Source organism: Modestobacter marinus (assembly GCF_011758655.1).
GTDB lineage: Bacteria > Actinomycetota > Actinomycetes > Mycobacteriales > Geodermatophilaceae > Modestobacter > Modestobacter marinus.
On the sequence record NZ_JAAMPA010000001.1, the window covers coordinates 2,025,971 to 2,047,459 of the forward strand.

21 protein-coding genes are annotated in these 21,489 nt (G+C 75.9%); 14 read left to right on the top strand and 7 right to left on the bottom strand.

Going from position 1 to position 21,489, the window contains the following annotated elements:
• The first annotated feature begins 3 nt into the window (after positions 1-3).
• From FB380_RS09635 to FB380_RS09650, 4 genes are all read left to right on the top strand, one after another.
• Positions 4-849 carry a cytochrome c biogenesis CcdA family protein gene (locus tag FB380_RS09635; RefSeq protein WP_166754872.1) on the top strand — a complete coding sequence of 282 codons (846 nt, stop codon included), beginning with the start codon at positions 4-6 and terminating at the stop codon, positions 847-849.
• Between the two features lie 64 nt (positions 850-913).
• Entirely contained in the window at positions 914-2,566 is a 1,653-nt protein-coding gene (resB, locus tag FB380_RS09640; protein ID WP_166754873.1) for a cytochrome c biogenesis protein ResB, read from the top strand.
• The gene (gene ccsB / locus FB380_RS09645) at positions 2,563-3,537 is read left to right on the top strand and encodes a c-type cytochrome biogenesis protein CcsB (RefSeq protein ID WP_166754874.1); all 975 of its coding nucleotides are present in this window, start codon (positions 2,563-2,565) and stop codon (positions 3,535-3,537) included. Before resB ends, ccsB begins: the two co-directional genes overlap by 4 nt.
• A gap of 135 nt (positions 3,538-3,672) precedes the next feature.
• A complete protein-coding gene (locus FB380_RS09650; protein ID WP_166754875.1) occupies positions 3,673-4,263 on the top strand; it encodes a hypothetical protein in 591 nt (196 codons plus the stop codon).
• 202 nt (positions 4,264-4,465) lie between these two features.
• On the opposite strand, the gene FB380_RS09655 is transcribed toward FB380_RS09650, so the two are convergent.
• The gene (locus FB380_RS09655; protein WP_166754876.1) at positions 4,466-4,708 is read right to left on the bottom strand and encodes a hypothetical protein; all 243 of its coding nucleotides are present in this window, start codon (positions 4,706-4,708) and stop codon (positions 4,466-4,468) included.
• 130 nt (positions 4,709-4,838) lie between these two features.
• On the opposite strand from FB380_RS09655, the gene FB380_RS09660 reads away from it, so the two are divergent.
• Both FB380_RS09660 and FB380_RS09665 read left to right on the top strand, forming a co-directional pair.
• Positions 4,839-5,276: an Lrp/AsnC family transcriptional regulator gene (locus FB380_RS09660; protein ID WP_166756189.1), complete on the top strand. Its 438-nt coding sequence runs from the start codon at positions 4,839-4,841 to the stop codon at positions 5,274-5,276.
• Positions 5,269-5,592 (top strand): DUF4229 domain-containing protein, encoded by a 324-nt coding sequence (locus FB380_RS09665; protein ID WP_229681858.1) that lies wholly within the window; start codon positions 5,269-5,271, stop codon positions 5,590-5,592. The genes FB380_RS09660 and FB380_RS09665 overlap by 8 nt, the downstream gene beginning before the upstream one ends.
• Before the next feature lie 63 nt (positions 5,593-5,655).
• Here the strand turns inward: FB380_RS09665 and FB380_RS09670 are convergent, their stop codons facing one another.
• The 4 genes from FB380_RS09670 to FB380_RS09685 are packed head-to-tail and all read right to left on the bottom strand — an operon-like array spanning position 5,656 to position 8,949.
• On the bottom strand, positions 5,656-6,525 hold the full coding sequence (locus FB380_RS09670; RefSeq protein ID WP_166754877.1) for a 1,4-dihydroxy-2-naphthoate polyprenyltransferase: 870 nt from the start codon (positions 6,523-6,525) through the stop codon (positions 5,656-5,658).
• Positions 6,522-7,667, bottom strand: coding sequence for an o-succinylbenzoate--CoA ligase (gene menE, locus FB380_RS09675; protein WP_229681859.1), 1,146 nt, complete (start codon positions 7,665-7,667; stop codon positions 6,522-6,524). The genes FB380_RS09670 and menE overlap by 4 nt, the downstream gene beginning before the upstream one ends.
• Positions 7,668-7,694: 27 nt before the next feature.
• Positions 7,695-8,252 carry a P-loop NTPase family protein gene (locus FB380_RS09680; protein ID WP_166754878.1) on the bottom strand — a complete coding sequence of 186 codons (558 nt, stop codon included), beginning with the start codon at positions 8,250-8,252 and terminating at the stop codon, positions 7,695-7,697.
• Positions 8,245-8,949, bottom strand: a complete 705-nt coding sequence (locus FB380_RS09685; RefSeq protein ID WP_166754879.1) for a CDP-alcohol phosphatidyltransferase family protein — start codon at positions 8,947-8,949, stop codon at positions 8,245-8,247. Before FB380_RS09685 ends, FB380_RS09680 begins: the two co-directional genes overlap by 8 nt.
• Positions 8,950-9,081: 132 nt before the next feature.
• Here FB380_RS09685 and FB380_RS09690 point away from each other — a divergent pair, with 132 nt between their 5' ends.
• Positions 9,082-10,044 carry an o-succinylbenzoate synthase gene (locus FB380_RS09690; protein WP_229681860.1) on the top strand — a complete coding sequence of 321 codons (963 nt, stop codon included), beginning with the start codon at positions 9,082-9,084 and terminating at the stop codon, positions 10,042-10,044.
• Positions 10,041-11,786, top strand: a complete 1,746-nt coding sequence (gene menD / locus FB380_RS09695; RefSeq protein WP_166754880.1) for a 2-succinyl-5-enolpyruvyl-6-hydroxy-3-cyclohexene-1-carboxylic-acid synthase — start codon at positions 10,041-10,043, stop codon at positions 11,784-11,786. The genes FB380_RS09690 and menD overlap by 4 nt, the downstream gene beginning before the upstream one ends.
• A gap of 1 nt (position 11,787) precedes the next feature.
• Here the strand turns inward: menD and FB380_RS09700 are convergent, their stop codons facing one another.
• Together FB380_RS09700 and FB380_RS09705 are read right to left on the bottom strand one after the other, a co-directional pair.
• A complete protein-coding gene (locus FB380_RS09700; protein WP_166754881.1) occupies positions 11,788-14,496 on the bottom strand; it encodes a putative bifunctional diguanylate cyclase/phosphodiesterase in 2,709 nt (902 codons plus the stop codon).
• Between the two features lie 112 nt (positions 14,497-14,608).
• On the bottom strand, positions 14,609-15,883 hold the full coding sequence (locus tag FB380_RS09705) for an isochorismate synthase (protein ID WP_166754882.1): 1,275 nt from the start codon (positions 15,881-15,883) through the stop codon (positions 14,609-14,611).
• A 38-nt stretch (positions 15,884-15,921) separates the two neighbouring features.
• On the opposite strand from FB380_RS09705, the gene FB380_RS09710 reads away from it, so the two are divergent.
• From FB380_RS09710 to nuoE, 6 genes are all read left to right on the top strand, one after another.
• A complete protein-coding gene (locus FB380_RS09710) occupies positions 15,922-16,638 on the top strand; it encodes a demethylmenaquinone methyltransferase (protein WP_166754883.1) in 717 nt (238 codons plus the stop codon).
• Positions 16,639-17,305: 667 nt separating this feature from the next.
• Positions 17,306-17,668, top strand: coding sequence for an NADH-quinone oxidoreductase subunit A (locus tag FB380_RS09715; RefSeq protein ID WP_373286324.1), 363 nt, complete (start codon positions 17,306-17,308; stop codon positions 17,666-17,668).
• A gap of 36 nt (positions 17,669-17,704) precedes the next feature.
• Entirely contained in the window at positions 17,705-18,373 is a 669-nt protein-coding gene (locus tag FB380_RS09720) for a NuoB/complex I 20 kDa subunit family protein (protein WP_166754884.1), read from the top strand.
• Positions 18,370-19,089 (top strand): NADH-quinone oxidoreductase subunit C, encoded by a 720-nt coding sequence (locus tag FB380_RS09725; RefSeq protein ID WP_166754885.1) that lies wholly within the window; start codon positions 18,370-18,372, stop codon positions 19,087-19,089. The genes FB380_RS09720 and FB380_RS09725 overlap by 4 nt, the downstream gene beginning before the upstream one ends.
• Positions 19,086-20,408, top strand: a complete 1,323-nt coding sequence (locus FB380_RS09730) for an NADH-quinone oxidoreductase subunit D (RefSeq protein WP_166754886.1) — start codon at positions 19,086-19,088, stop codon at positions 20,406-20,408. Before FB380_RS09725 ends, FB380_RS09730 begins: the two co-directional genes overlap by 4 nt.
• Positions 20,409-20,484: 76 nt before the next feature.
• Positions 20,485-21,489, top strand: a complete 1,005-nt coding sequence (gene nuoE / locus FB380_RS09735; protein ID WP_188959503.1) for an NADH-quinone oxidoreductase subunit NuoE — start codon at positions 20,485-20,487, stop codon at positions 21,487-21,489.

Here is a 21,489-nt window from a genome sequence, read left to right on the forward strand (position 1 = left end):
GCCGTGGTGGAGGCCATCAGGGAGCTGATCGGTAACGGGCCGCTGCTGGTCGCCGCCGCGGTGGCGGCGCTGGCCGGCCTGATCAGCTTCGCCTCGCCGTGCGTGCTGCCGCTGGTCCCCGGCTACCTCTCCTACGTCACCGGCCTGGTGGGCAGCGCCCCGCGGCCGGCGGCTCCGGCCGGCCCGCCGCCGGGAGGCGGGTCAGCGGCCGGCGGCGCCTCGGTGGCCACCGCCGTCCGGCCGGTCGACGAGCGCGCCTCGCGCGGCCGGATGGTGCTGGGCGCGGTGCTGTTCGTGCTCGGCTTCACCGTGGTCTTCGTGGCGATCAGCAGCGCCGTGGGCGGGCTGGGCCGGCTGCTGCTGGAGTACAACGACGTCATCACCCGGGTGATGGGCCTGGTCACCATCGTGGTGGGGCTGGGCTTCCTGGGCTGGCTGCCGTTCCTGCAGCGCACCGCCCGGATCACCGCGCGCCCCGCCGTCGGCCTGGCCGGTGCCCCGCTGCTGGGCGTGGTGTTCGGCCTGGGCTGGACCCCGTGCCTGGGCCCCACCCTGCAGGCCGTGCAGAGCCTGGCCTTCAGCGAGGCGACCGTGGGGCGCGGCGCGTTCCTCGGGCTCGCCTACTGCCTGGGGCTCGGCGTGCCGTTCGTGCTGGTGGCGCTGGGCGCCCGCTGGGCGGTGGGGGCCATGTCGTTCCTGCGCCGCAACGCCCGCACGGTCACCCGGGTCGGTGGCGTGGTGCTGATCGGCGTCGGCCTGATGCTGGTCACCGGGGCGTGGACCGAGCTGATGATCTGGCTGCGCGGCTGGCTGGCCGCCACCGGCCTGGCCGAGTCGGCGCCGCTGTGACCGGGCACGTGCGGCCATCGACGAGCGGCGTCGCCGGCCCGACCTGCGACGGCGAGGAGGCCCGGTGACCACCAGCGCCCCACCGCGCCCGGCCGCGCCGGCCGGTCCGTCGTCCCCGCCCTCACCGGGCCGCCGGGTGCTGGCCCGGCTGCTGCGCTGGTGGCGGCAGCTGACCGCGATGCGCACGGCGCTGATCCTGCTGTTCCTGCTGGCGCTCGCGGCGATCCCCGGGTCGCTGCTGCCGCAGCGCTCGCTGTCGCAGCGCAACGTGGCCGGCTACTTCACCGACCACCCGACGCTCGCACCCTGGCTGGACCGGCTCTACCTGTTCGACGTCTTCAGCTCGCCGTGGTTCGCGGCGATCTACCTGCTGCTGTTCATCTCGCTGATCGGCTGCGTCGTGCCCCGGGCGATCGAGCACGGCCGCGCGCTGTTCACCCCGCCGCCGACGGCCCCCCGGCACCTGCAGCGGCTGCCGGAGTCGGCCGAGCTCAGCACGTCGCTGGCCGGTCCGGCCGCGCTGGACGTCGTCGAGGAGGAGCTGCGGGTCCGCCGCTTCCGGGTGGTCCGCCGTGCGGGCAGGTCCGGTCCGGAGGTCTCCGCGGAGAAGGGCTACCTCCGGGAGACCGGCAACGTGCTGTTCCACCTCTCGCTGCTGGCGCTGCTGCTCGGTCTGGCCGGCGGCAAGCTGTGGGGCTACGAGGGCAGCATCCTGGTGACCGAGGGCCAGGGCTTCTGCAACGCGTTCCAGCAGTACGACACCCACCGGTCCGGCCCGCTGGTCGACGGTGCGGACCTGTCGCGGCTGTGCGTGGACCTCGAGGACTTCGAGGCCGACTACGAGGAGAACCTCACCGCCGCGTCCTACACCGCGGACATCAGCTGGGAGCTGGACGGCGCCGACCCGGTGAGCACCACCATCGGGGTCAACGACCCGCTGCGGGTGGACGGCGACCGGGTCTACGTCACCGGACACGGGTTCAGCCCCGTCTTCAGCATCACCCGGCCGGACGGCCAGACCCTCACCGACCTGTCCGCGCCGTTCCTCCCCGCCGACACGGGGACGATGCTCAGCCAGGGCGTGCTGAAGGTGCCCGACCTGGGCGCCGACACGACCGAGCAGCTGGCCATCGAGGGGTTCCTCGCCCCCACCGGCGTGCTGGAGGCCGGCTTCCTCACCTCGATCAACCCGGCCCCGCTGGACCCGAAGGTCGGCATCGACGTCTACACCGGCTACCTGGGGCTGGACTCCGGCCTGCCGCAGTCGGTCTACGCGCTCGACCGCGACCAGATCGACCGCGGTCTGCTGAACCGGGTGGCCCGGACGAACCTCGCCGTGGGGGAGTCGACCACGCTGCCCGACGGCACCGTGGTCACCTTCAGCGGTCTCAAGGAGTACGCGGCGCTGCAGGTCTCGCACGACCCCGGCCAGGTGTGGGTGCTGGGGGCGTCGATCGCCGTCCTGGCGGGCCTGCTGGGCATGCTGCTGGTGCGTCGGGAGCGGGTCTTCGCCCGCTCCGGCCCCGCCCCGGACGGCGGGGGTACCGTGCTGTCGATCGGCTCGCTGACCCGGGGCAGCGCGGACACCGGTCCCCGTTTCACCTCGCTCACCGAGGACGTGCAGGCAGCCCTGGCCGCCCGCGCCGACGCCCCGGCGAGCACCCCAGCGGCCCGTGGACACGGGCCGGCACCCGATGAGGAGGCACCGCCGTCGTGATCGACGAGTCGTTGGCCGCACTGTCCGACACCCTGTTCTCGGTCAGCGTCGGCCTGTACTCCCTGGCCGTGGTCGCCTTCTGCGCCGAGCTGGCCTTCGGCCGGTCGCGGCAGCCGCGGGAGCTCGTGGCCGCCGGCGGGCCCGCGCTGCCACCGGCCGGGGCGTCGGCCGTGACCCCGGCCGCGGAGCCCGAGGGTGCCCGCCGGCTGGGCCTGGTCGCGATGGTGCTGACCGGGCTCGGCGCGGTGACCCATGCCGGGGTGCTGGTGGCGCGGGGCATGGCCACCGACCGGTTGCCCTGGGGCAACATGTACGAGTTCGCCACCGCGGTGGTCCTGGTCGCCGTCGTGGCCTACCTGGTGCTCGCCGTGCGGGCGCCGGCGCTGCGGCACATCGGGGTCTTCCTGCTGGCCCCGGTCGTGCTGTCGATGGTGCTGATCGGGCTGTTCCTCTACGCCGAGGCCGGTCCGCTGGTGGCCGCCCTGCGGTCGAGCTGGCTGGCCATCCACGTCAGCACCGCCACCATCGGGTTCGGCATCTTCTTCGTCAGCGGCATCGCGAGCATTCTCTACCTGGTGCGCACCCGGCGGGACGCGCTCGTGGCCGCGGGCGCCTCGACGGGTGCACCCGCTGCGCCGTCCCTGCTGGACCGGCTGCCCACGGCGGCGGCGCTGGACCGCACGGCCCACCGCACCGCCGTCTTCGGCTTCCCGATCTGGACCTTCGCGGTCATCGCGGGCGCCATCTGGGCGGAGAGCGCCTGGGGCCGGTTCTGGGGCTGGGACCCGAAGGAGACCTGGGCGTTCATCGCCTGGATCGTGTACGCGGCCTACCTGCACGCGCGCACCACCGCCGGATGGCGGGGGCGTCCCTCGGCGTGGATCAACATCGTCGGCCTAGCGGTGATGATCTTCAACCTGCTGTTCGTCAACCTGGTGTCGACCGGGCTGCACAGCTACGGCGGCGTCTGACCCTCCGGAGGCTCGGCGGCTGATCACCCATCGTCACGATCGGGTGGAACCGGACCGGCCGGTACCCGGAGTGCTGGGCCCGCGTGCGCTCGCCATGTCATCCTGACCGCATGACGGGACGCGGTCGAGTCCACCGTGGGTAGGCACTCGGCGGGGAACGGTGCGCGCATCGACCCGATCGTCGCGGCCGCGCTGCGGCAGCGGACGACGTCGGTGGAGCCGGCCCCAGCGCGCCTTGCACCGAGCGACTCCCGCGGCAGCCGGCCGGCCGGCAGCGAGCACGTCGGCTATCACCCCATCCCCCCGCCGCGGGCCGGTGGCCAGCCCGACGGCGGCCAGGCGGACGGCGGACAGCCCGGCGGCGGCCAGTCGGACGGCGGGCTGGGCTGGCCCGGTGAGCCCGGTGAAGGCGACGGCCTGGGGTGGCCGGACCGCGACGGCACGACCGACCTGGCTGCCGCCGACCGGACCGCTGCTGCGACCACCGCCGCCGACATCGGCGCCCCTGACGGGGGCGCCCTCGACACGGCACCGGCCGTCGTGGCACCGGCCGACGCCACACCGACCCCGGCCGACACGGCTGTGATCACCGGCGGCGTGGTGGCGTCTCCCGTGCCCCCGGCCACCGGGGCCGACCGACCGGCCCGGCGCCGGTTCGGCTGGCGTCGCTGGTTCGGCGGGAGCCCGGCCGCCTCACCCGCGACGCCCGGCACCGACGCCGCCTGAGCAGGCGGCCCGGGCGCGGGATCCGCGCCGGGCGCTCCGACTACGGCGACCCCGAGCACGGCGACCCCGAGCACGGTCGCGTTGAGCACGGCGACCCCAGCACGGTCGCCTCGAGCCCGGTCGCCTGAACGCAGCGAGCCGCCAGCCCCGGGGGGCTGACGGCTCGTGGCGCGTCAGGGAGCGGGCCAGGTGCCCGCGGGTCTCAGTTCAGGCTGCCGTCGTCCCGCCGGGCCCGCCGCTCGAGCTCGCGCAGGAACTCCGGGTCGTCGTCGGGGGCCACCGGCCGGGTGGGCCGCTGCGCCCGGGGCGGACGCGGCGCGCGCGGCGGCCGCTCCGGGCGACCGATCCCGCCCGACCCTCCTCGGCCACCCTCCTGCGCCGACGCGGCGCGCATCACCAGCACGACCACGGCCACCGCGATCACCATCATCACCAGGAAGACCATCGGGCCACCCCCCTCATCGCCACCAATGTACGACCGCGGCGATACTCGGACCCGGTGATCTCCTGCCCGATCGGGGCGGGCCCTGCGCCGGCGTCTTGCCGGGCGCGCACACGAGGAGCCGGAGGGCGACATCGACGCGGTCGACGAGCAGCTGATCAGCCTGTTGCGGGCCAACGGCCGGGCCAGCTACGCCGAGCTCGCCCGACAGGTCGGGCTCTCGGCGCCCTCGGTGCACGAGCGGGTCGGCAAGCTGGAGGCGGCCGGGGTGATCACCGGCTACCAGGCCCTGGTCGACCCGGCGTCGGTCGGGCTCGGTGTCACGGCGCTGGTCGGGGTGATCGAGAGCGACCAGGTCGACGACACCGGGCTGGAGGAGGCGCTGGCCGAGCTGGCGTCGGTGGAGGACTGCTGGCGGGTCGCCGGCAGCGAGGGGTACGTGCTCAAGGTGCGGGTCCCCGACATCCGGGCACTCGAGGACACCATCAGTGCGTTGAACAGGATCCGGGGCGTCGCACGCACCCGGACGACCGTGGTGCTGTCGACCAAGTGGGAGGGCCGTCGTGGCTGAACGGATGCGGGCCGAGGGCTCGTCGGTGGCCGGGAGCGCCGACGGCGGCTCGCCGGGCCAGGGCGGGGTCGCGAAGTGGTTCGCGATCTACACCCTCGGGCGCCTGGCGATCGCCGCCGTCCTGATCGGGCTGCTGTGGGTGCTGGGGCTGCCCGGCACCCCCGGCTTCCTGTTCGGGGTGCTGCTGGCGATGCCGGTGTCCTACCTGGTGCTCCGGCGGGTGCGCGAGCAGCTGACGGGCGCGCTGGTGGCGCGCAGCGACCGCAAGCAGCGGCTGCGGGCCGAGCTCCGCGGCAGCGACGCCGACGACGGCTGACGGCCCTGCTGCGCGCCCCTGCAGCGCGGCCTCAGCTGAGCGCGGCCTCAGCTGAGCGCGGCCTCAGCTGAGCGCGAGGCCCAGGGCGAACAGGACGCCGGTGACCAGGGTGAGCCGGCCGGTCCCCTGGAGCGCCCCGATCAGCGCCGGCCCGCGGCCGCCGCCGAGCACGGTGCGCACCGGTGGCACCGCCAGGGGGGCGGCGAGCAGGCCGAGCAGCGCCCAGGGCCGGACGACGCCGATCCCGGCGACGACGGCGAAGGCGACGACCAGCAGCCCGGTGTAGAAGAGCCGGGTGCGGGCCTCGCCGAGCAGCACCGCCAGGGTCCGCTTGCCGACGGCGGCGTCCCCGTGCACGTCGCGGAGGTTGTTGACCACCAGCAGCGCCACCGAGAGCAGCCCGATCGGCACCGCCGCGGCGAACGCGAGCCCGTCCAGCGTCTCGGTCTGCGCGAACGTCGTCCCGACGACGGCGACCAGGCCGAAGAAGACGAAGACGAACACCTCGCCGAGCGCCCGGTAGCCGTAGGGGATCGGGCCGCCGGTGTAGGTCCAGGCCGCCAGGATGCTCACCGCGCCGACGGCGACGAGCCACCAGCTGGACACCGCCGCGAGCGCCAGGCCGGCCACCGCCGCCACCGCGAAGGACGCCATCGCGGCCACCAGCACCTGCTGCGGGGTCGCCGCGCCGGAACCGACCAGCCGCATCGGCCCGACCCGGTCGGCGTCGGTGCCGCGCTTGCCGTCGGAGTAGTCGTTGGCGTAGTTGACCGCCACCTGCAGGGCGAGCGCGACGACCAGCGCCAGTAGCGCCGGCACCAGCCGGAACCCGTCGAGCGCGGCCGCGGCGCCGGTGCCGACGAGCACCGGGGCGAGGGCGGCGGGCAGGGTGCGCGGGCGGGCGCCCTCCAGCCACTGGGCGGCGGTGGTCACTGGCTCTCTCCAAGGGTGCGCTGGACGGCCCGGCGGTCGGGCTTGCCGGTGTGCAGGGTGGGGACGGCGTCGAGGAGCGTGAGCGCCCGAGGGGCGGCGGCCGCGCCGAGCCGGGCGCTGACCCAGGGGCGCAGCTCGGCCAGGTCGGGGCGGGCGCCGGGGGCGGCGACGACGGCGGCGACCACCCGCTGCCCCCACTCGGGGTCGGGGAGCCCGGTGACGACGGCGTCGGCGACCGACGGGTGCTCGCGCAGCGCCGCCTCCACGGCCGCGGGGGAGACGTTGACCCCGCCGCTGATCACCACGTCGTCCAGCCGGCCGTGCACGGTGAGCCGGCCGGCGTCGTCCAGCGTGCCGGCGTCCCGGGTGCGGAACCAGCCGTCGCGGAAGGCGGCCGCCGTGCCGGCCGGGTCGAGCCGGTAGCCCGACGCCAGCACCGGGCCGGAGACCTCGATGCCGTCGGCCACCCGCACCGACACCCCGGCCAGCGGCACGCCGTCGTAGACGCAGCCGCTCGCGGTCTCGCTCATGCCGTAGGCGGTGCGCACCCGCACCCCGGCGGCGCGGGCGGCGGCGAGCAGCGCGGGGTCGGTGGCGGCGCCGCCGATGAGGACGGCGTCGAAGGTGGCCAGCGCGGCCGGTTCCTCGGCCAGGTACCGGCGCAGCTGGGTGGGCACCAGGGCGACGTAGTGGCGGTCGCCGGCGGGCAGCCGGGCCGCGGCGGTGGCCAGGGACTCCCCCCGCCCGAGGACGGCGGGCTCCCGGCCGGCCAGCGCGGTGCGGACCAGCACCTGGAGCCCGCCGATCGCCGACGTCGGCAGGGCGAGCAGCCAGCTGCCGGGGCCGCCGAGCCGGTCGGCGGTGGCGGCCGCCGAGGCCCGCAGCGCCGCCGCGGTGAGCAGCACGCCCTTGCCGGTGCCTGTCGACCCGGAGGTGACCACGACCAGGTCGGTGCCCGGCTCCAGCGGCTGGTCGGGGCGCAGCACGGCGCGGGCGGCGTCGGCGGGCCCGGTGCCGGCGGGGAGGACGGCCAGCGGCCCGTCGCCGTCCAGGCTGCGCAGGAGCGCCGGCCAGACGGTGGTGAGCACCGCCGCGGCCGCCTCCGGCGGCGGCGCGGCCACGAGGGTCAGCTGCCGGTGCACGAGGAGTCAGGCTACGGCGGCCCGCCCTCAGAACAGGTCGGGCACCAGCGCCAGGACGACGAAGCGGATCGCGCGGCCGAGCAGGCAGGTCACCACGAACGCCCGCAGGGTCATCTTCGACGTCCCGGCGTAGAAGGCGATCGCCAGCAGCGGCGGGATGCCCACCGAGCCGCTGAGCAGCACCACCCCCGGGCCCCAGCGGCCGGACAGCAGCTCGATGCCGCGCGCGTTGACCCGCCCCAGCCAGCGTGTCACCGGCCGGAGCGCCCGCGTGACCGGCCCGCCCGGCGGTGGCTCCCCGGCCCGTTCGGCGGCGGCGACCTCGGCGGCCTCCCTCGCCCCGCGCTCGCGCAGCCGCTCCAGCCAGCGGGAGCTGGTCGCCCCGCGGGCGGCGGAGAAGAGCAGCACCTTGCCCACGGTCTGGCCGACCGCGGCGGCGAGGGCGCCGGCGACGGCCACGGTGGGGGAGCGGGTCACCGCCAGGCCGATGACGTAGGCCTCCACCGGCAGGAACGGCGTGACGGCCGAGACCGCGCCGACCACCAGGCCCAGCGCGATCAGACCGAGCGTGCCGGCGTCAGGCACGGGCGGCGGCGCCCGGGGTCGGCTGCCGGACGTGCACCAGGTCGGTCGGCCGGGGCAGCCGCAGCACCCGGCCCAGCGACCAGACCTTGATCGCCAGCACGGTCGACGCGGCGACCAGGGCGATCCACTGCTGGTCGGGGAGCACGACGAGCAGGGTGATCAGCAGGGTGGTGTTGGTGACCTTCGCGGCCACGTGCCAGTTGAGCGTGTACGCCAGCCGGTCGACGAGGGCGAAGTAGTTGGGCGAGAGCACCGGCCAGCGCATCGGCAGCAGGGTCAGCGGCAGGTCGACCACCACGAACTGGAAGAGGAACACCGCGATCGGCCAGGGCGCGTCGACGAACTGGAGGAACACGATGGCGCAGCTCACGCAGTTGACCCGGTCGCAGACCACGTCGAACACCGCGCCGAAGCGGGTCTCCTGGCCCCGCCAGCGGGCGATGTTGCCGTCGGCCGAGTCGCCGATCCAGTAGGTCAGGTAGGCGGCGAGCAGCCACGGCCAGGAGTGCTGGACGGCGGCGGTGGTCACCAGCGCCAGCGAGGCGAGCGTGCGGATGACGGTGACGACGTTGGCGGCGTTGAGCAGCTGGCGGGGGTCCTCGCAGGCGCAGCCGCGCACGCCGCAGCGCACCGGCAGCCCGGGACGGCGCGGGGTGCGGTCGACGGAGACGGTCCGTGGAGCCGTCGAGTGGGCCACGGGGGGACCTCCGGGTCTCGGGCGCGCCGGATCAGGGGCGCGGGCGGCGCTGCGGGGTGCACGCTAGGGGTCGGTTGGTCGGTGCACCAGGACCGCGCCGGGTGTCCCGGCCGCCCGCCTACGCTGTCGGCCGTGGTCACCGCCCCTCCCGACGCCGCCGCGGCGGCCCTGGAGGCGCACGTCTGGTCGGTGCCGATGCGCACCCGGTTCCGCGGCATCGACGTCCGGGACGGGGTGCTGGTGCGCGGCCCGGCCGGGTGGGGCGAGTTCTCCCCGTTCTGGGACTACGACGTCGCGGAGAGCCGCCGCTGGTGGGCCGCGGCGCACGAGGCCGCCGTCCTCGGCTGGCCGGACCCGGTGCGCGACCGCGTGCCGGTCAACGCCACCGTGCCGGCCGTCGGACCGGAGCGGGCGCACGCGATCGTGTCGGCGTCGGGCTGCCGCACCGCGAAGGTGAAGGTCGCCGAGCCCGGCCAGTCCCCGGCCGAGGACCTCGCCCGGGTGGAGGCGGTGCGCGACGCGCTCGGCCCGGCCGGGGCGATCCGGGTCGACGCCAACGCCGCCTGGGACGTCGACACCGCGGTGGCCCGGCTGCGCGAGCTGGACCGCGTGGGCCTGGAGTACGCCGAGCAGCCCTGCGCCACGCTCGCCGAGCTGGCCGCGGTGCGCCGGCGGGTCGACGTCCGGGTCGCCGCCGACGAGGTGGTCCGCCGCGCCGCCGACCCCCGCACCGTCGACCTCCGCGAGGCGGCCGACGTCGTCGTGCTGAAGGTGCAGCCGCTGGGCGGGGTGCGCGCGGGGCTGGCGGTGGCCGAGGCGCACGGGCTGCCCTGCGTCGTCTCCTCGGCCTTGGAGAGCTCGGTGGGGATCGCCGCCGGGGTCGCGCTGGCCGCCGCGCTGCCGGAGCTGCCGTTCGCCTGCGGCCTCGCCACCGTCGCGCTGTTCACCGACGACGTCACCGGTGCGCCGCTGCTGCCGGTCGACGGGGCGCTGCCGGTGCGCCGTCCCGAGCCGGACCGGCTGGCCGAGACCGCGGCCGGGCCGGCCGTGGAGCAGCGCTGGCGCGCCCGGCTGGCCGCGGTGACGGCCCCGTGAACCCGGCCACCGCCTTCGCCCGGGTGCTCGTCGACGAGCTGGTCCGCGGCGGCGTCACCGACGCGGTGCTCGCCCCCGGCTCCCGGTCCGCGCCGGTCGCGCTCGCGCTGGCCAACGCCGAGACGGCGGGCCGGCTGCGGCTGCACGTGCGGATCGACGAGCGGACGGCGGCCTTCCTCGCGCTCGGGCTGGCCAAGGCCGCCGGGCGGCCGGTGCCGGTGCTCACCACCTCCGGGACGGCGACCGCGCACCTGCACGCCGCGGTGCTGGAGGCGCACGAGAGCGGGGTGCCGCTGCTGGCGCTGACCGCGGACCGCCCGCCGGAGCTGCGGGCCACCGGCGCGAACCAGACGATCGACCAGGTCGGCCTCTACGGCGGGGCGGTGCGCTGGGCCCTGGACGTCGGGGTGCCCGAGCCGGGGCGCGAGGTGGCGCAGAACCGGTACTGGCGGTCGGTGGTGGCCAAGGCGCTGCTCGTGGCCCGGGGCGACCTGTCCGGCGACCCCGGCCCGGTGCACCTGAACGTGGCGCTCCGGGAGCCGCTCATGCCCGATGACGCCGGGGAGCGGCCGGCGCCGCTGTCGGGTGGGTTCGCCGGCCGCCCCGGTGGTGCGCCATGGACGTCAGCTGCTGGGGACGGGACGCTCGGGGCGCCGCTGAGCGGCGGTGAGCCGGCCGGTGGGGGCCGCACGCTGCTCGTCGCCGGGGACGCTCCGTCCGCGGTCGGGCGGGCCGCTGCCGTCGTCGCCGACCAGCGGGGCTGGCCGGTGCTGGCCGAGCCCAGCAGCGGGGCCTGGGGGGCGAGCGGGGCGCTGCGCGGGCCCGCCCTGCTGCTGGGGGCCGCCGACTGGCTGGCCGCCCACCGGCCCGAGCGGGTCGTCGTCGTCGGCCGGCCCACGCTGTCCCGGCCGGTCAACGCCCTGCTGGCCGACCCGGCGGTGAGCGTGGAGACCTACGGGCCCACGCCGCGCTGGGCCGACCCGGGCCGGGGCAGCAGCGTCGTCGGCAGCGCCCGGCTGGACCCGGGCCTGGCGCTGCGCGACCCCGGACCGCGCGGCGGCGGGGAGTGGGCCGCCCGCTGGGCCGAGGCCGCCCGGCTGGTCGGCGCCGCGGTCGACGCGGAGCTGGACGACCTCCCCGGGCCGGGGCTGACCGCGGCCCGGCTGGCCCGGGACGTGGTCGCCACGCTGCCCGCCGGCGCCCTGCTGGTGCTGGGGTCCTCCACGCCGGTGCGCGACGTCGACCGGCTGGCCGTGCCGCGACCGGGGCTGACCGTGCTGGCCAACCGCGGGGTGGCCGGCATCGACGGCACGATCTCCACCGCGGTCGGGGCCGCGCTGGCACACCAGGGGGCCGGTGGCGGCCCGGCGTTCGCGCTGATGGGCGACCTCACGTTCCTGCACGACCTGACCGGTCTGCTGCCCGGGGCGGGCGAGCCGCGACCGGACCTGACCGTCGTCGTCCCGGACAACGACGGGGGCGGCATCTTCGCCCAGCTGGAGCCGGGGCAGCCGCAGTACGCGGCCAGCTACCGGCGGGTGTTCGGCACCCCGCACGGCCGGGACCTGGTGGCGGTGGCGCGCTCGCTGGGCTGGGCGGCGACCGCGGTCAGCGACCCCACCCAGCTGGTGGCCGCGCTGGGCGCGGGCGGGCCGCGGGTGGTCGTCGTCCGCACCGACGCCGCGGCCGAGGCCGCCCTGGCCACCCGGCTGCGCGCGGCCGCCGTCGCCGCCCTGGGCTGACTCAGGCCTGCGCGACGGGCCGTTCGCCGGTGGTCGCCGGCCGCGGGCGGGGCAGCGCCGGTGCGCCGGAGGCCTGGGCGAGCAGCAGCAGCTCCGCCTCGTCGGCCTCCAGCGGCTTGGCGAACAGCCAGCCCTGGGCCAGGTCGCAGCGCTCGGCGCGCAGCCGGTCGCGCTGGGCCTCGGTCTCGACGCCCTCGGCGACGACCTCCAGCCGCAGCGTGCGGCCCAGCTGGACGAGTCCGTGCACGATGGCCGCGTCGTCGGCCGAGCCGTCGAGCAGGTCCACGAACGAGCGGTCGATCTTGAGGACGTCGACGTCGAACTGGCGCAGGTAGCTCAGCGAGGAGTAGCCGGTGCCGAAGTCGTCCAGCGCCAGCCGGGTGCCCAGCGCGCGCAGCTCGGTGAGCCGTTCGGCCACCGCGTCCGGGTCGGTGACCAGCGCCGTCTCGGTGACCTCCAGGACCAGCGAGGACGGCGCGATGCCGCTGGAGGCCAGCGCCTCGGCGACGTGCTCGACCAGGGTGCCGCCGGCCAGCTGCCGCGCGGAGACGTTGACCGCCATGGACAGCGGCGTGGCCCGGGGGTGGGCGCGCTGCCAGCGGGCGGCGGTGGCGGTGGCCTCGGCGAGCACCCAGCGACCGATCGGCACGATGTGCCCGGAGTCCTCCGCGACCGGGACGAACCGGTCCGGCCCGATGGCGCCGAGGGTGGGGTGCTGCCAGCGGAGCAGTGCCTCGAAGCCGACCACCTGCTCGGTCTGCAGGTCGACGACCGGCTGGTAGACCAGCCGCAGCTGGCCGGCGGCGAGCGCCCCACCCAGCTCCCGCTCCAGCTCGATCCGCTCCAGCGCGGCAGCGCGCATCCCCGGGTCGAACACGACCCACTGGGCCCGGCCGGCGGCCTTGGCCCGGTACATGGCGATGTCGGCGTCGCGGAACAGCGACAGCGGGGTGGCCTCGGGTTCGGCGGCGACGATGCCGATGCTGGCGGCCACGGTCACCCGGTGCCCGTGCAGCAGCACCGGCTCGCCGAGGACCTGCAGCAGCCGCTCGGCCAGCGAGGCGGCGGCCGGCAGCCCGCCCCGGGTGTCGTCGACGAGGACGGCGAACTCGTCGCCGCCCAGCCGGGCCACGGTGTCGGCGGCCCGGACGACGCCCCGCAGCCGCTCGGCGACCGTGCAGAGCAGGTCGTCGCCGGCCAGGTGACCCAGGCTGTCGTTGACGTCCTTGAAGCCGTCGAGGTCCAGGCACAGCACGATCGGCGGGCTGCCGGTGCGGCCGGCCCGGCGCAGCGCCTGCTCGGTGTGGTCCAGGAAGAGCGACCGGTTGGCCAGCCCGGTCAGCCCGTCGTAGAAGGCCTGGTGGGCCAGCTCCTGCTCGGCCAGCTTGCGGGCGGTGATGTCGTAGACGCTGACGGCGATCCCGCCGACGTCCGGGTCGTCCCGCAGGTCGACGGCGCGACCGCCCAGCCACACCGTGCCCCCGGCGGGGTGGTCGCCGCGCAGCTCCAGCTCGACCGGCTCACCCGGCGCGAGCCGGGCGCGGTCCAGGGCGGCCAGCACGTCGGCGGGGTCGACGCCGACGCCGCTGAGCAGCTGCGGCAGGGAGCGCCCGGCGCCCCCGGGGCGGCCGAGCAGCTCGGCCAGCGACCGGGAGTCCGCGGTCAGCCGCCCGTCGCGGTCGACGACGGCCACCGCGTCGGAGGAGGTCATCGCCAGCGCCTCGTACCGCCGGGCCAGGGAACGGACCTCCGTCCGCGAGCGGCACTGGTCGGTGAGCAGCCGCTGGGCGCGCACGATCATCAGCAGGGTCAGCGTGCAGGTGGCCAGCAGCCCCGGCAGCGGGTCGATGTCCTCACCGGTCACCCAGGCCCGCAGCTCGAAGGCGCCGGGCACCAGCAGTGGCAGGAAGGCCAGCGTCATCCGCCAGCGTCCGGTGCCGGCTGCGAGCTCCGTCTGCACCCCGGGTCCGCGGTCCTGGCGGTCCGTCCAGGTCAGCGCGGCGAGGGCGACCGCGCCGACCAGCCAGCCGGCGTCCAGCCAGCCACCGACCGTGTCGGGGGCGGCGAGCAGCAGCCAGGCCAGGTCCGAGGCCAGCCAGGCGCACGAACCGAGCCCCAGCAGCAGCGCCGGCACCCCGACCCGCGACTGCACGACCATGCCGCGCACCACCAGGCCGATGACCACCGCGTCCAGCAGCGGGTACGCCGCCCAGATCGCCCGCGTGCCCAGCGGCAGGCCCGCGTCGGTCAGCGTCGAGTGCACCGAGCTCTGCCAGACCACCAGCAGGGCGACCACCAGCACGGCGCCGCCGTCGAGCAGGGCGTGGAACCGGGCCCGCGGATGGGTGTCCCCGTCGCCGGCGTAGACCAGCAGCGCGGCACCGAGGGCGCCGTAGGAGGCCAGGTAGGCCGCATCGGCCACCGACACGTCCGGTGAGGACCCGGCCAGCCACGTCTGCACCTGCCAGAGCAGGTCGCCGACGGCGTTGAGCGAGACGGCGACCGCGACCCACCGGGCCGCCGGGCCCGGGCGGCACCGCCGCAGACCCAGCCAGGCGGCGACCGCGGCGCCGGTGCTGACCACCAGGTAGAGCACCGAGGACGCCTCGTACCCGTCGCCGACACCGACCAGGACGACGAGGGCAGCCGCCAGCGAGAGCCAGCCGACCGCGATCCTGCGGTCGCGGCCGTCCGCCGTCCTGCTGTCCATGTCCGTCGTCCCCCTGTCGGTCTCCTGTACCGAACAGTCTCGGAACGCGGGCGCGCCCTCTTGACCTCTCCGGGGCACCCGAGGGGCGGGATCCCCCCTCGGGGGGAGGGGCTCAGTCCTCGAGGGCGGCCTGGAAGGCGGCCAGCTTCGCCTGGGTCTCGGCCAGCTCGGCGATCGGGTCGGAGTCGGCGACGATGCCGCACCCGGCGAACAACCGGGCCTGTCGTCCCCCGTCGGCCCCGGTCAGCTCAGCGCAGCGCAGCGCCAGCCCGAACTCGCCGTCACCGCGGGCGTCGAGCCAGCCGACCGGCCCGGCGTAGCGGCCCCGGTCCATCCCCTCCAGCTCGGCGATCACCCGCGCCGCGGCGGTGGTCGGGCTGCCGCAGACCGCGGCGGTCGGGTGCACGGCGCCCACCAGCTCCAGCAGCCCGGTCGCGTCGTCGTCCCGCTGGCGGCCGCGGACGTCGCTGGCCAGGTGCCGGACGTTCGGCAGGGTCAGCACGGTCGGCTGCTCCGGGACGACGAGCTCGTCGACGAACGGGCGGAGCGCGTCGGCGAGGGAGTCGACGGCGTAGGCGTGCTCGGCGTGGTCCTTGACCGAGGTCTGCAGGCCGGCGGCCAGCCGGTCGTCCTCGGCGCCGGCGCCGCGGGGCGCGGTGCCGGCCAGCACCCGGGAGTCGATCTCGCGGCCGGTGCGGCGCAGCAGCAGCTCGGGGGTGGCGCCCAGCAGGCCGTCGACGGCGAAGGTCCAGGTGTCGGGGAACCGCTCGGCCAGCCGCAGCAGCAGCCGGCGGGGGTCCAGCGGCCGGTCGGCGGTGACCAGCAGGTCGCGGGCCAGCACCACCTTGTCCAGCTCGCCGGCGTCGATCCGGGCGACCGCGGCGGCGACGGCGCGGCACCACGCCATCGGGTCCAGGGCGCCGTCGGCGTAGGCCAGCCGGCCGATCGAGGTGGCCGCGTGCTGCGGGGAGGTCTCGACGACGGCGCGGTCCTCGTCGTCCGCGTCGCCGGTGACGGTCACCCAGGTGCACCCGTCGCGGCGGCCCACGACCACCTCGGGGACGACGAACACCGACGTCCCCACCGCCGGGTCGAAGGCCACGGAGGCGAAGAGGACCGGCCCGGAACCGGGGACGCCGACCGGGTCGTGGACCTCGGTGCCGGCGCAGCGCTGGGCCCACCAGTCGGCGGCCGCGGCGAGCGCACCGGGGCCCGACACCTCCAGCCGGGCCGCCTCGCCCCAGCCGACCAGGCCCTCACCGCGGCGCACCCAGGCCAGCGCGCCGTCGCGGGGGAGCAGGGTCAGCAGCGGCGTGCGCCGGGCGCCCAGCGGGGTCGTGGTGACGGCTGCCGCGCTGGTCGCGGTGCGTGCGGCTGCCGGAGTCACCGCTCCAGGGTAGGAGAGGCGCAGGTAGCGTCGCCGTCGTGGCGACCGGGGAACGGGCTGGGGCAGCGGGGACGCGAGCCGGGCTGGACAAGCGGCCGGCCGACGTCGCGGCGATGTTCGACCGGGTCGCCGGCCGGTACGACCTGACCAACACGGTGCTCTCCGCCGGGCTGGACGCCGGCTGGCGGCGGGCCACCCGCGAGGCGCTCGGGGCCCGCCCCGGCTCCACCGTGCTGGACGTCGCCGCCGGGACGGCGGTCTCCACCGTCGAGCTCGCCGCCGGCGGGGTGCACGCCATCGCCTGCGACTTCTCCCAGGGCATGCTGCGCGCCGGGGCCTCCCGGCCGGTGCCGAAGGTGGCCGGGGACGCGATGGCGCTGCCGCTGGCCGACGAGAGCGTCGACGGCGTGGTCATCTCCTTCGGGCTGCGCAACGTCGCCGACCCGCAGGCGGCGCTCCGCGAGTTCTCCCGGGTGACCCGGCCCGGCGGCACGCTGGTGGTCTGCGAGTTCTCCAGCCCCACGTTCGCGCCGTTCCGCACCGTCTACACCGAGTACCTGATGCGGGCACTGCCGACGATCGCGCGGGCGGTGAGCAGCAACCCGGAGGCCTACGTCTACCTGGCCGAGTCGATCCGGGCGTGGCCGCCGCAGTCGGAGCTGGCGCGCTGGCTGCAGGGCGCCGGCTGGGCCGACGTCGCCTGGCGCGACCTGACCGGCGGCGTCGTCGCCCTGCACCGCGGCACCCGCGTCTAGCGGCTCCGACCCCGGCGCGGCCCCGCCCCCGGGCCCGCCCGGGGCCGCTCCGGGCCCGGCATCGAGTGTCGAGTCGTCGACGCCTGCGGCCCGGAGCAGACGTGCACAGCTCGTCTCTCGGCGAGGGCTCGTCGGGGAGTGTTCTGCCCGGAGCGGACAGCGTTCCCCGACCGCCCGAGGAGGAGCAGGCTCCGGGCATGACGATCCCGCCCACCCCCGAGCCCCAGCCGCCCTCGCCGTCCCCGTCACCGACCGACCCGATCTCCCCGCCGGCCCCCGCGCCCGTCCCGGGCCCGGACCCGACCGACCCGACCGCCCCACCGCCCACCCCGGGCCCCGGCCCGCTCTGAGCCCCGGCCCCCGGGCCGCTCTGAGCCCCGGCCCCCGGGCCGCTCTGAGCCCCGGCCCCCGGCTGCGGTGAGCCCCAGCCCGATCCGCGTCCAGCGCGGCCTGTCAGGACCCCCGGTGTGAACTCGATCACCGGGGGTCCTGGTGTTCCGGCACCCCTCGGCATAGGCTTCGATCACCCGACTTTGTGAACAAGTTCACAAGCGGCAGGTGAGACAGGTCACGACGGTCCGTCCGGACGTCGCAGGCAGGGGGAGGTCGGCACAGTGTTCCGCCCGACGACGTACATGCTCCCGACCGACCTGCCCGGGAGCTGCTGATGCTGTCGAACTACGTGCCCCTGGTCGGGCTCTTCGTGCTCGCCGCGGGCTTCGCGCTCTTCTCGGTCACCGCTGCCCCGTTCATCGGGCCGCGCCGCTACAACAGCGCGAAGGTGCAGGCCTACGAGTGCGGGATCGAACCAGTCGACCAGCCGCTCACCGGCGGACGGATCCCGGTCAAGTACTTCCTCACCGCGATGCTCTTCATCGTCTTCGACATCGAGATCGTCTTCCTCTACCCGTGGGCGGTCGCCAACGACGCCCTGGGCCTGTGGGGTCTCGGCGCGATGGCGGTCTTCATCGGCACCGTGTTCATCGCCTTCGTCTACGAGTGGCGCCGCGGGGGGCTGGAATGGGACTGACCGACACGGCACCGACCACGGACGGGAGGCGCTGAGATGGGCCTGGAGGAGAAGCTCCCGAGCGGCGTGCTGCTGACCAGCGTCGAGAAGCTCGTCAACTGGACCCGCAAGTCCTCGCTCTGGCCGGCCACGTTCGGCCTGGCCTGCTGTGCGATCGAGATGATGGCGTCCGGCGCCGGCCGCTACGACCTGGCCCGCTTCGGCATGGAGGTCTTCCGCGCCTCCCCGCGCCAGGCCGACCTGATGATCGTGGCGGGGCGGGTCAGCCAGAAGATGGCGCCGGTCCTCCGGCAGATCTACGACCAGATGCCCGAGCCGCGGTACGTGCTCGCCATGGGCGTCTGCGCCAGCTCCGGCGGCATGTTCAACAACTACGCGATCGTGCAGGGCGTCGACCACATCGTCCCGGTGGACATGTACCTGCCCGGCTGCCCGCCGCGGCCGGAGATGCTCACCGACGCCATCCTCAAGCTGCACCACAAGATCCAGCACCAGCCGCTGGGCGCCAAGCGTGCCCGGGAGCAGGCCGAGGCCCGGGCCAACGGCACGGCGCCGGAGCTGCACCTCGCGATGCCCTCCAGCGTCCGGGCCGACCCGGCGGCCCGGCGGGCCTACGAGCAGGCCGCCGCCGAGGGGCGCACCGGCCAGTTCACCATCGAGCAGCGCGGGGGCAACGCCGTCGTCCTGCGCGGAGCAGACCGGTGAGCGACGAGGCCGGCTTCGGCGCGGCGACCGAGCCCGGCGGGGGGTTCCGCAAGGGCGCCTTCGGGGTCAGCGGCAGCGGTGACACCTCCGGCTTCGGCGGCCTGGTCCGGGTCGAGCCCGGTGGCGCGGTGGCGCTGCACTCCACCGACCGGCCCTACGGCGGCTGGTTCGACGAGGTCGCCGACGCGCTCATCGACGCGGTGGGCGAGGCCACCTACGCCGCCGCCGTCCACCGGGTCTTGGTCGACCGGGGCGAGATCACCTGGTTCGTCGCCCGGGAGCACCTGCTCACCCTGGTCCGGGCGCTGCGGGACGACGAGGCGCTGCGCTTCGAGCTGTGCAGCAGCGTCTCCGGCGTCGACTACGCCGACAGCGGCGGCCCGGTCGCGACGCCGGACCGGCCGCGGCTGCACGTCGTCTACCACCTCACCTCGATGACCTACCGCCGCCGGATCCGGCTCGAGGTGGCGGTGACCGTCGAGGACCCGCACGTCCCCTCCGTCGCCTCGGTCTACCCGACGGCGGACTGGCACGAGCGGGAGGCCTGGGACATGTTCGGCATCGTCTTCGACGGCCACCCCGCGCTGACCCGGATCCTCATGCCCGACGACTGGGAGGGCCACCCCCAGCGCAAGGACTACCCGCTCGGCGGTGTCCCGGTCGAGTACAAGGGCGCCCAGATCCCCCCGCCCGACGAGCGCCGGAGCTACCGATGACGACGACGAGCGACCCGTACGCCGGCTCGCGGGAGACGACCGAGGGCCGGGTCTACACGGTCACCGGCGGCGACTGGGACCAGACCTTCGGCGCCGACACCCACGACGACGAGCGGCTCGTGGTCAACATGGGCCCGCAGCACCCCTCGACCCACGGGGTGCTCCGCCTGGTGCTCGACCTCGAGGGCGAGACCGTCACCCAGGCGCGCGTCGTCATCGGCTACCTGCACACCGGCATCGAGAAGACGACGGAGTACCGCACCTGGACCCAGGGCACGACCCTGGTGACGCGGATGGACTACCTGGCCCCGCTGTTCAACGAGACCGCCTACTGCCTGGCCGTGGAGAAGCTGCTCGGCATCGAGGCGCCGCCCCGGGCGCAGACCATCCGGGTGCTGGTCCTGGAGCTCAACCGGATCGCCTCGCACCTGGTCGCGCTGGCCACCTTCGGCATGGAGATGGGCGCGCTCACCGGCATGACCAACGGCTTCCGGGAGCGCGAGCTGGTCCTCGACGTGCTCGAGGAGATCACCGGGCTGCGGATGAACCACGCCTACGTCCGCCCCGGCGGGCTGGCGCAGGACCTCCCCGAGGGCGCCGTCGAGTCCGTGCGGGAGCTGCTCGCCGTCCTCCCCGAGCGGGTCGCGGGCACCCACCGGCTGCTCACCGGCCAGCCGATCTGGCAGCGCCGGCTCAAGGACGTCGGCTACCTCGACCTCACCGGCTGCGTGGCCCTCGGCGTCACCGGCCCGGTGCTCCGTGCGGCCGGGCTGCCCTGGGACATGCGCAAGGTGGAGCCCTACCTGGGCTACGAGACCTACGACTTCGAGGTGCCGACGGCGGACACCTGCGACGCCTGGGGCCGCTACCTGGTGCGGATGGGCGAGATCACCGAGTCCATCAAGATCATCGGCCAGGCCCTGGACCGGCTGGAGCCGGGGCCGGTGATGGTCGAGGACAAGAAGATCGCCTGGCCGGCGCAGCTGTCCTTGGGCGCCGACGGGATGGGCAACTCCCTGGACCACGTCCGGCACATCATGGGCCAGTCGATGGAGGCCCTGATCCACCACTTCAAGCTGGTCACCGAAGGCTTCCGGGTGCCGGCCGGCCAGGTCTACGCGGCCATCGAGTCCCCGCGCGGCGAGCTCGGCTACCACGTGGTCAGCGACGGCGGGACCCGGCCGTTCCGGGTGCACGTCCGCGACCCCAGCTTCGTCAACCTGCAGGCCACCGCGGCGATGAGCGAGGGCGGCATGATCGCCGACGTCATCGCCGCGATCGCCTCCATCGACCCCGTGATGGGGGGAGTCGACAGATGAGCGAGCTCGCGAGCTCATCCGGAGAGCAGAGCAGTGCCGCGCGAGCGGCGTCGACGAGCGCCAGCGAGGTGACGACGTGAGTGCGCTTCCCGGGTCGTACGAGGGAACGGCGGTCACCGGGCTGGACTCCAGCCCGGTCGAGCCGGCCGCCCCGGACCTGCCGCCGCTGACCGAGCAGACCGAGGCCGAGGCGCGCGAGGTGATGGCCCGCTACCCGCAGCCGCGCTCGGCGCTGCTGCCGATGCTGCACCTGGTCCAGTCGGTGCAGGGCTACGTCTCCCCGGAGGGCGTCGGCTTCTGCGCCCGGCTGCTCGGGCTGACCAAGGCCGAGGTCGGCGCGGTCGCGACCTTCTACACGATGTACAAGCGGCACCCCACCGGCCGGCACCTGGTCAGCGTCTGCACCAACACGCTGTGCGCCGTCCTCGGCGGGCAGCAGATCTACGACGCCGTCTCCGCCGACCTCGGCGTGGGCCACGACCAGACCGCCGCCGACGGCTCGGTCACCCTGGAGCACGCCGAGTGCCTGGCCGCCTGCGACTACGCGCCGGTGGTCACCGTCGACTACGAGTTCTACGACCAGCAGGACGTCGAGTCCGCCCGGGCCCTGGTGGCCGCGCTGCGGGCGGGGGAGAAGCCGCCGCCCACCCGCGGGGCGCCGCTGACCGACTTCCGCGGCATCTCCCGCCAGCTGGCCGGCTTCTCCCAGCACGCCGACCCGGCGGCCGAGCGGGCGGCGGTCGACGCCCCGTCGGCCGGGGTGCCGACGCTGGTGGGGGTGCGGCTGGCCGCCGAGCGGGGCGAGTCCGCGCCGCCGATGCAGTCCCCGGAGCCGGAGTCCGCACCGGAGCCGGACGTCGAGCCCGCGGGCGGTGCCGGCGAGACGCCGTCCGAGCAGGCCGCCGACACCGCCGTCGCCTCCGCCGACACCCCGGCCGAGCGGGCCGGTGCCGCCCAGCACCACCCCGACTCCCCGGAGCCCGCCGGCCGCCAGCCGGCCGAGCGCGGCCGCGAGGGCACCGACACCCCGCCCACCAGCTCCGGCGCCGGGCAGAACAGCTCGATCGAGCGGGAGGCCTGA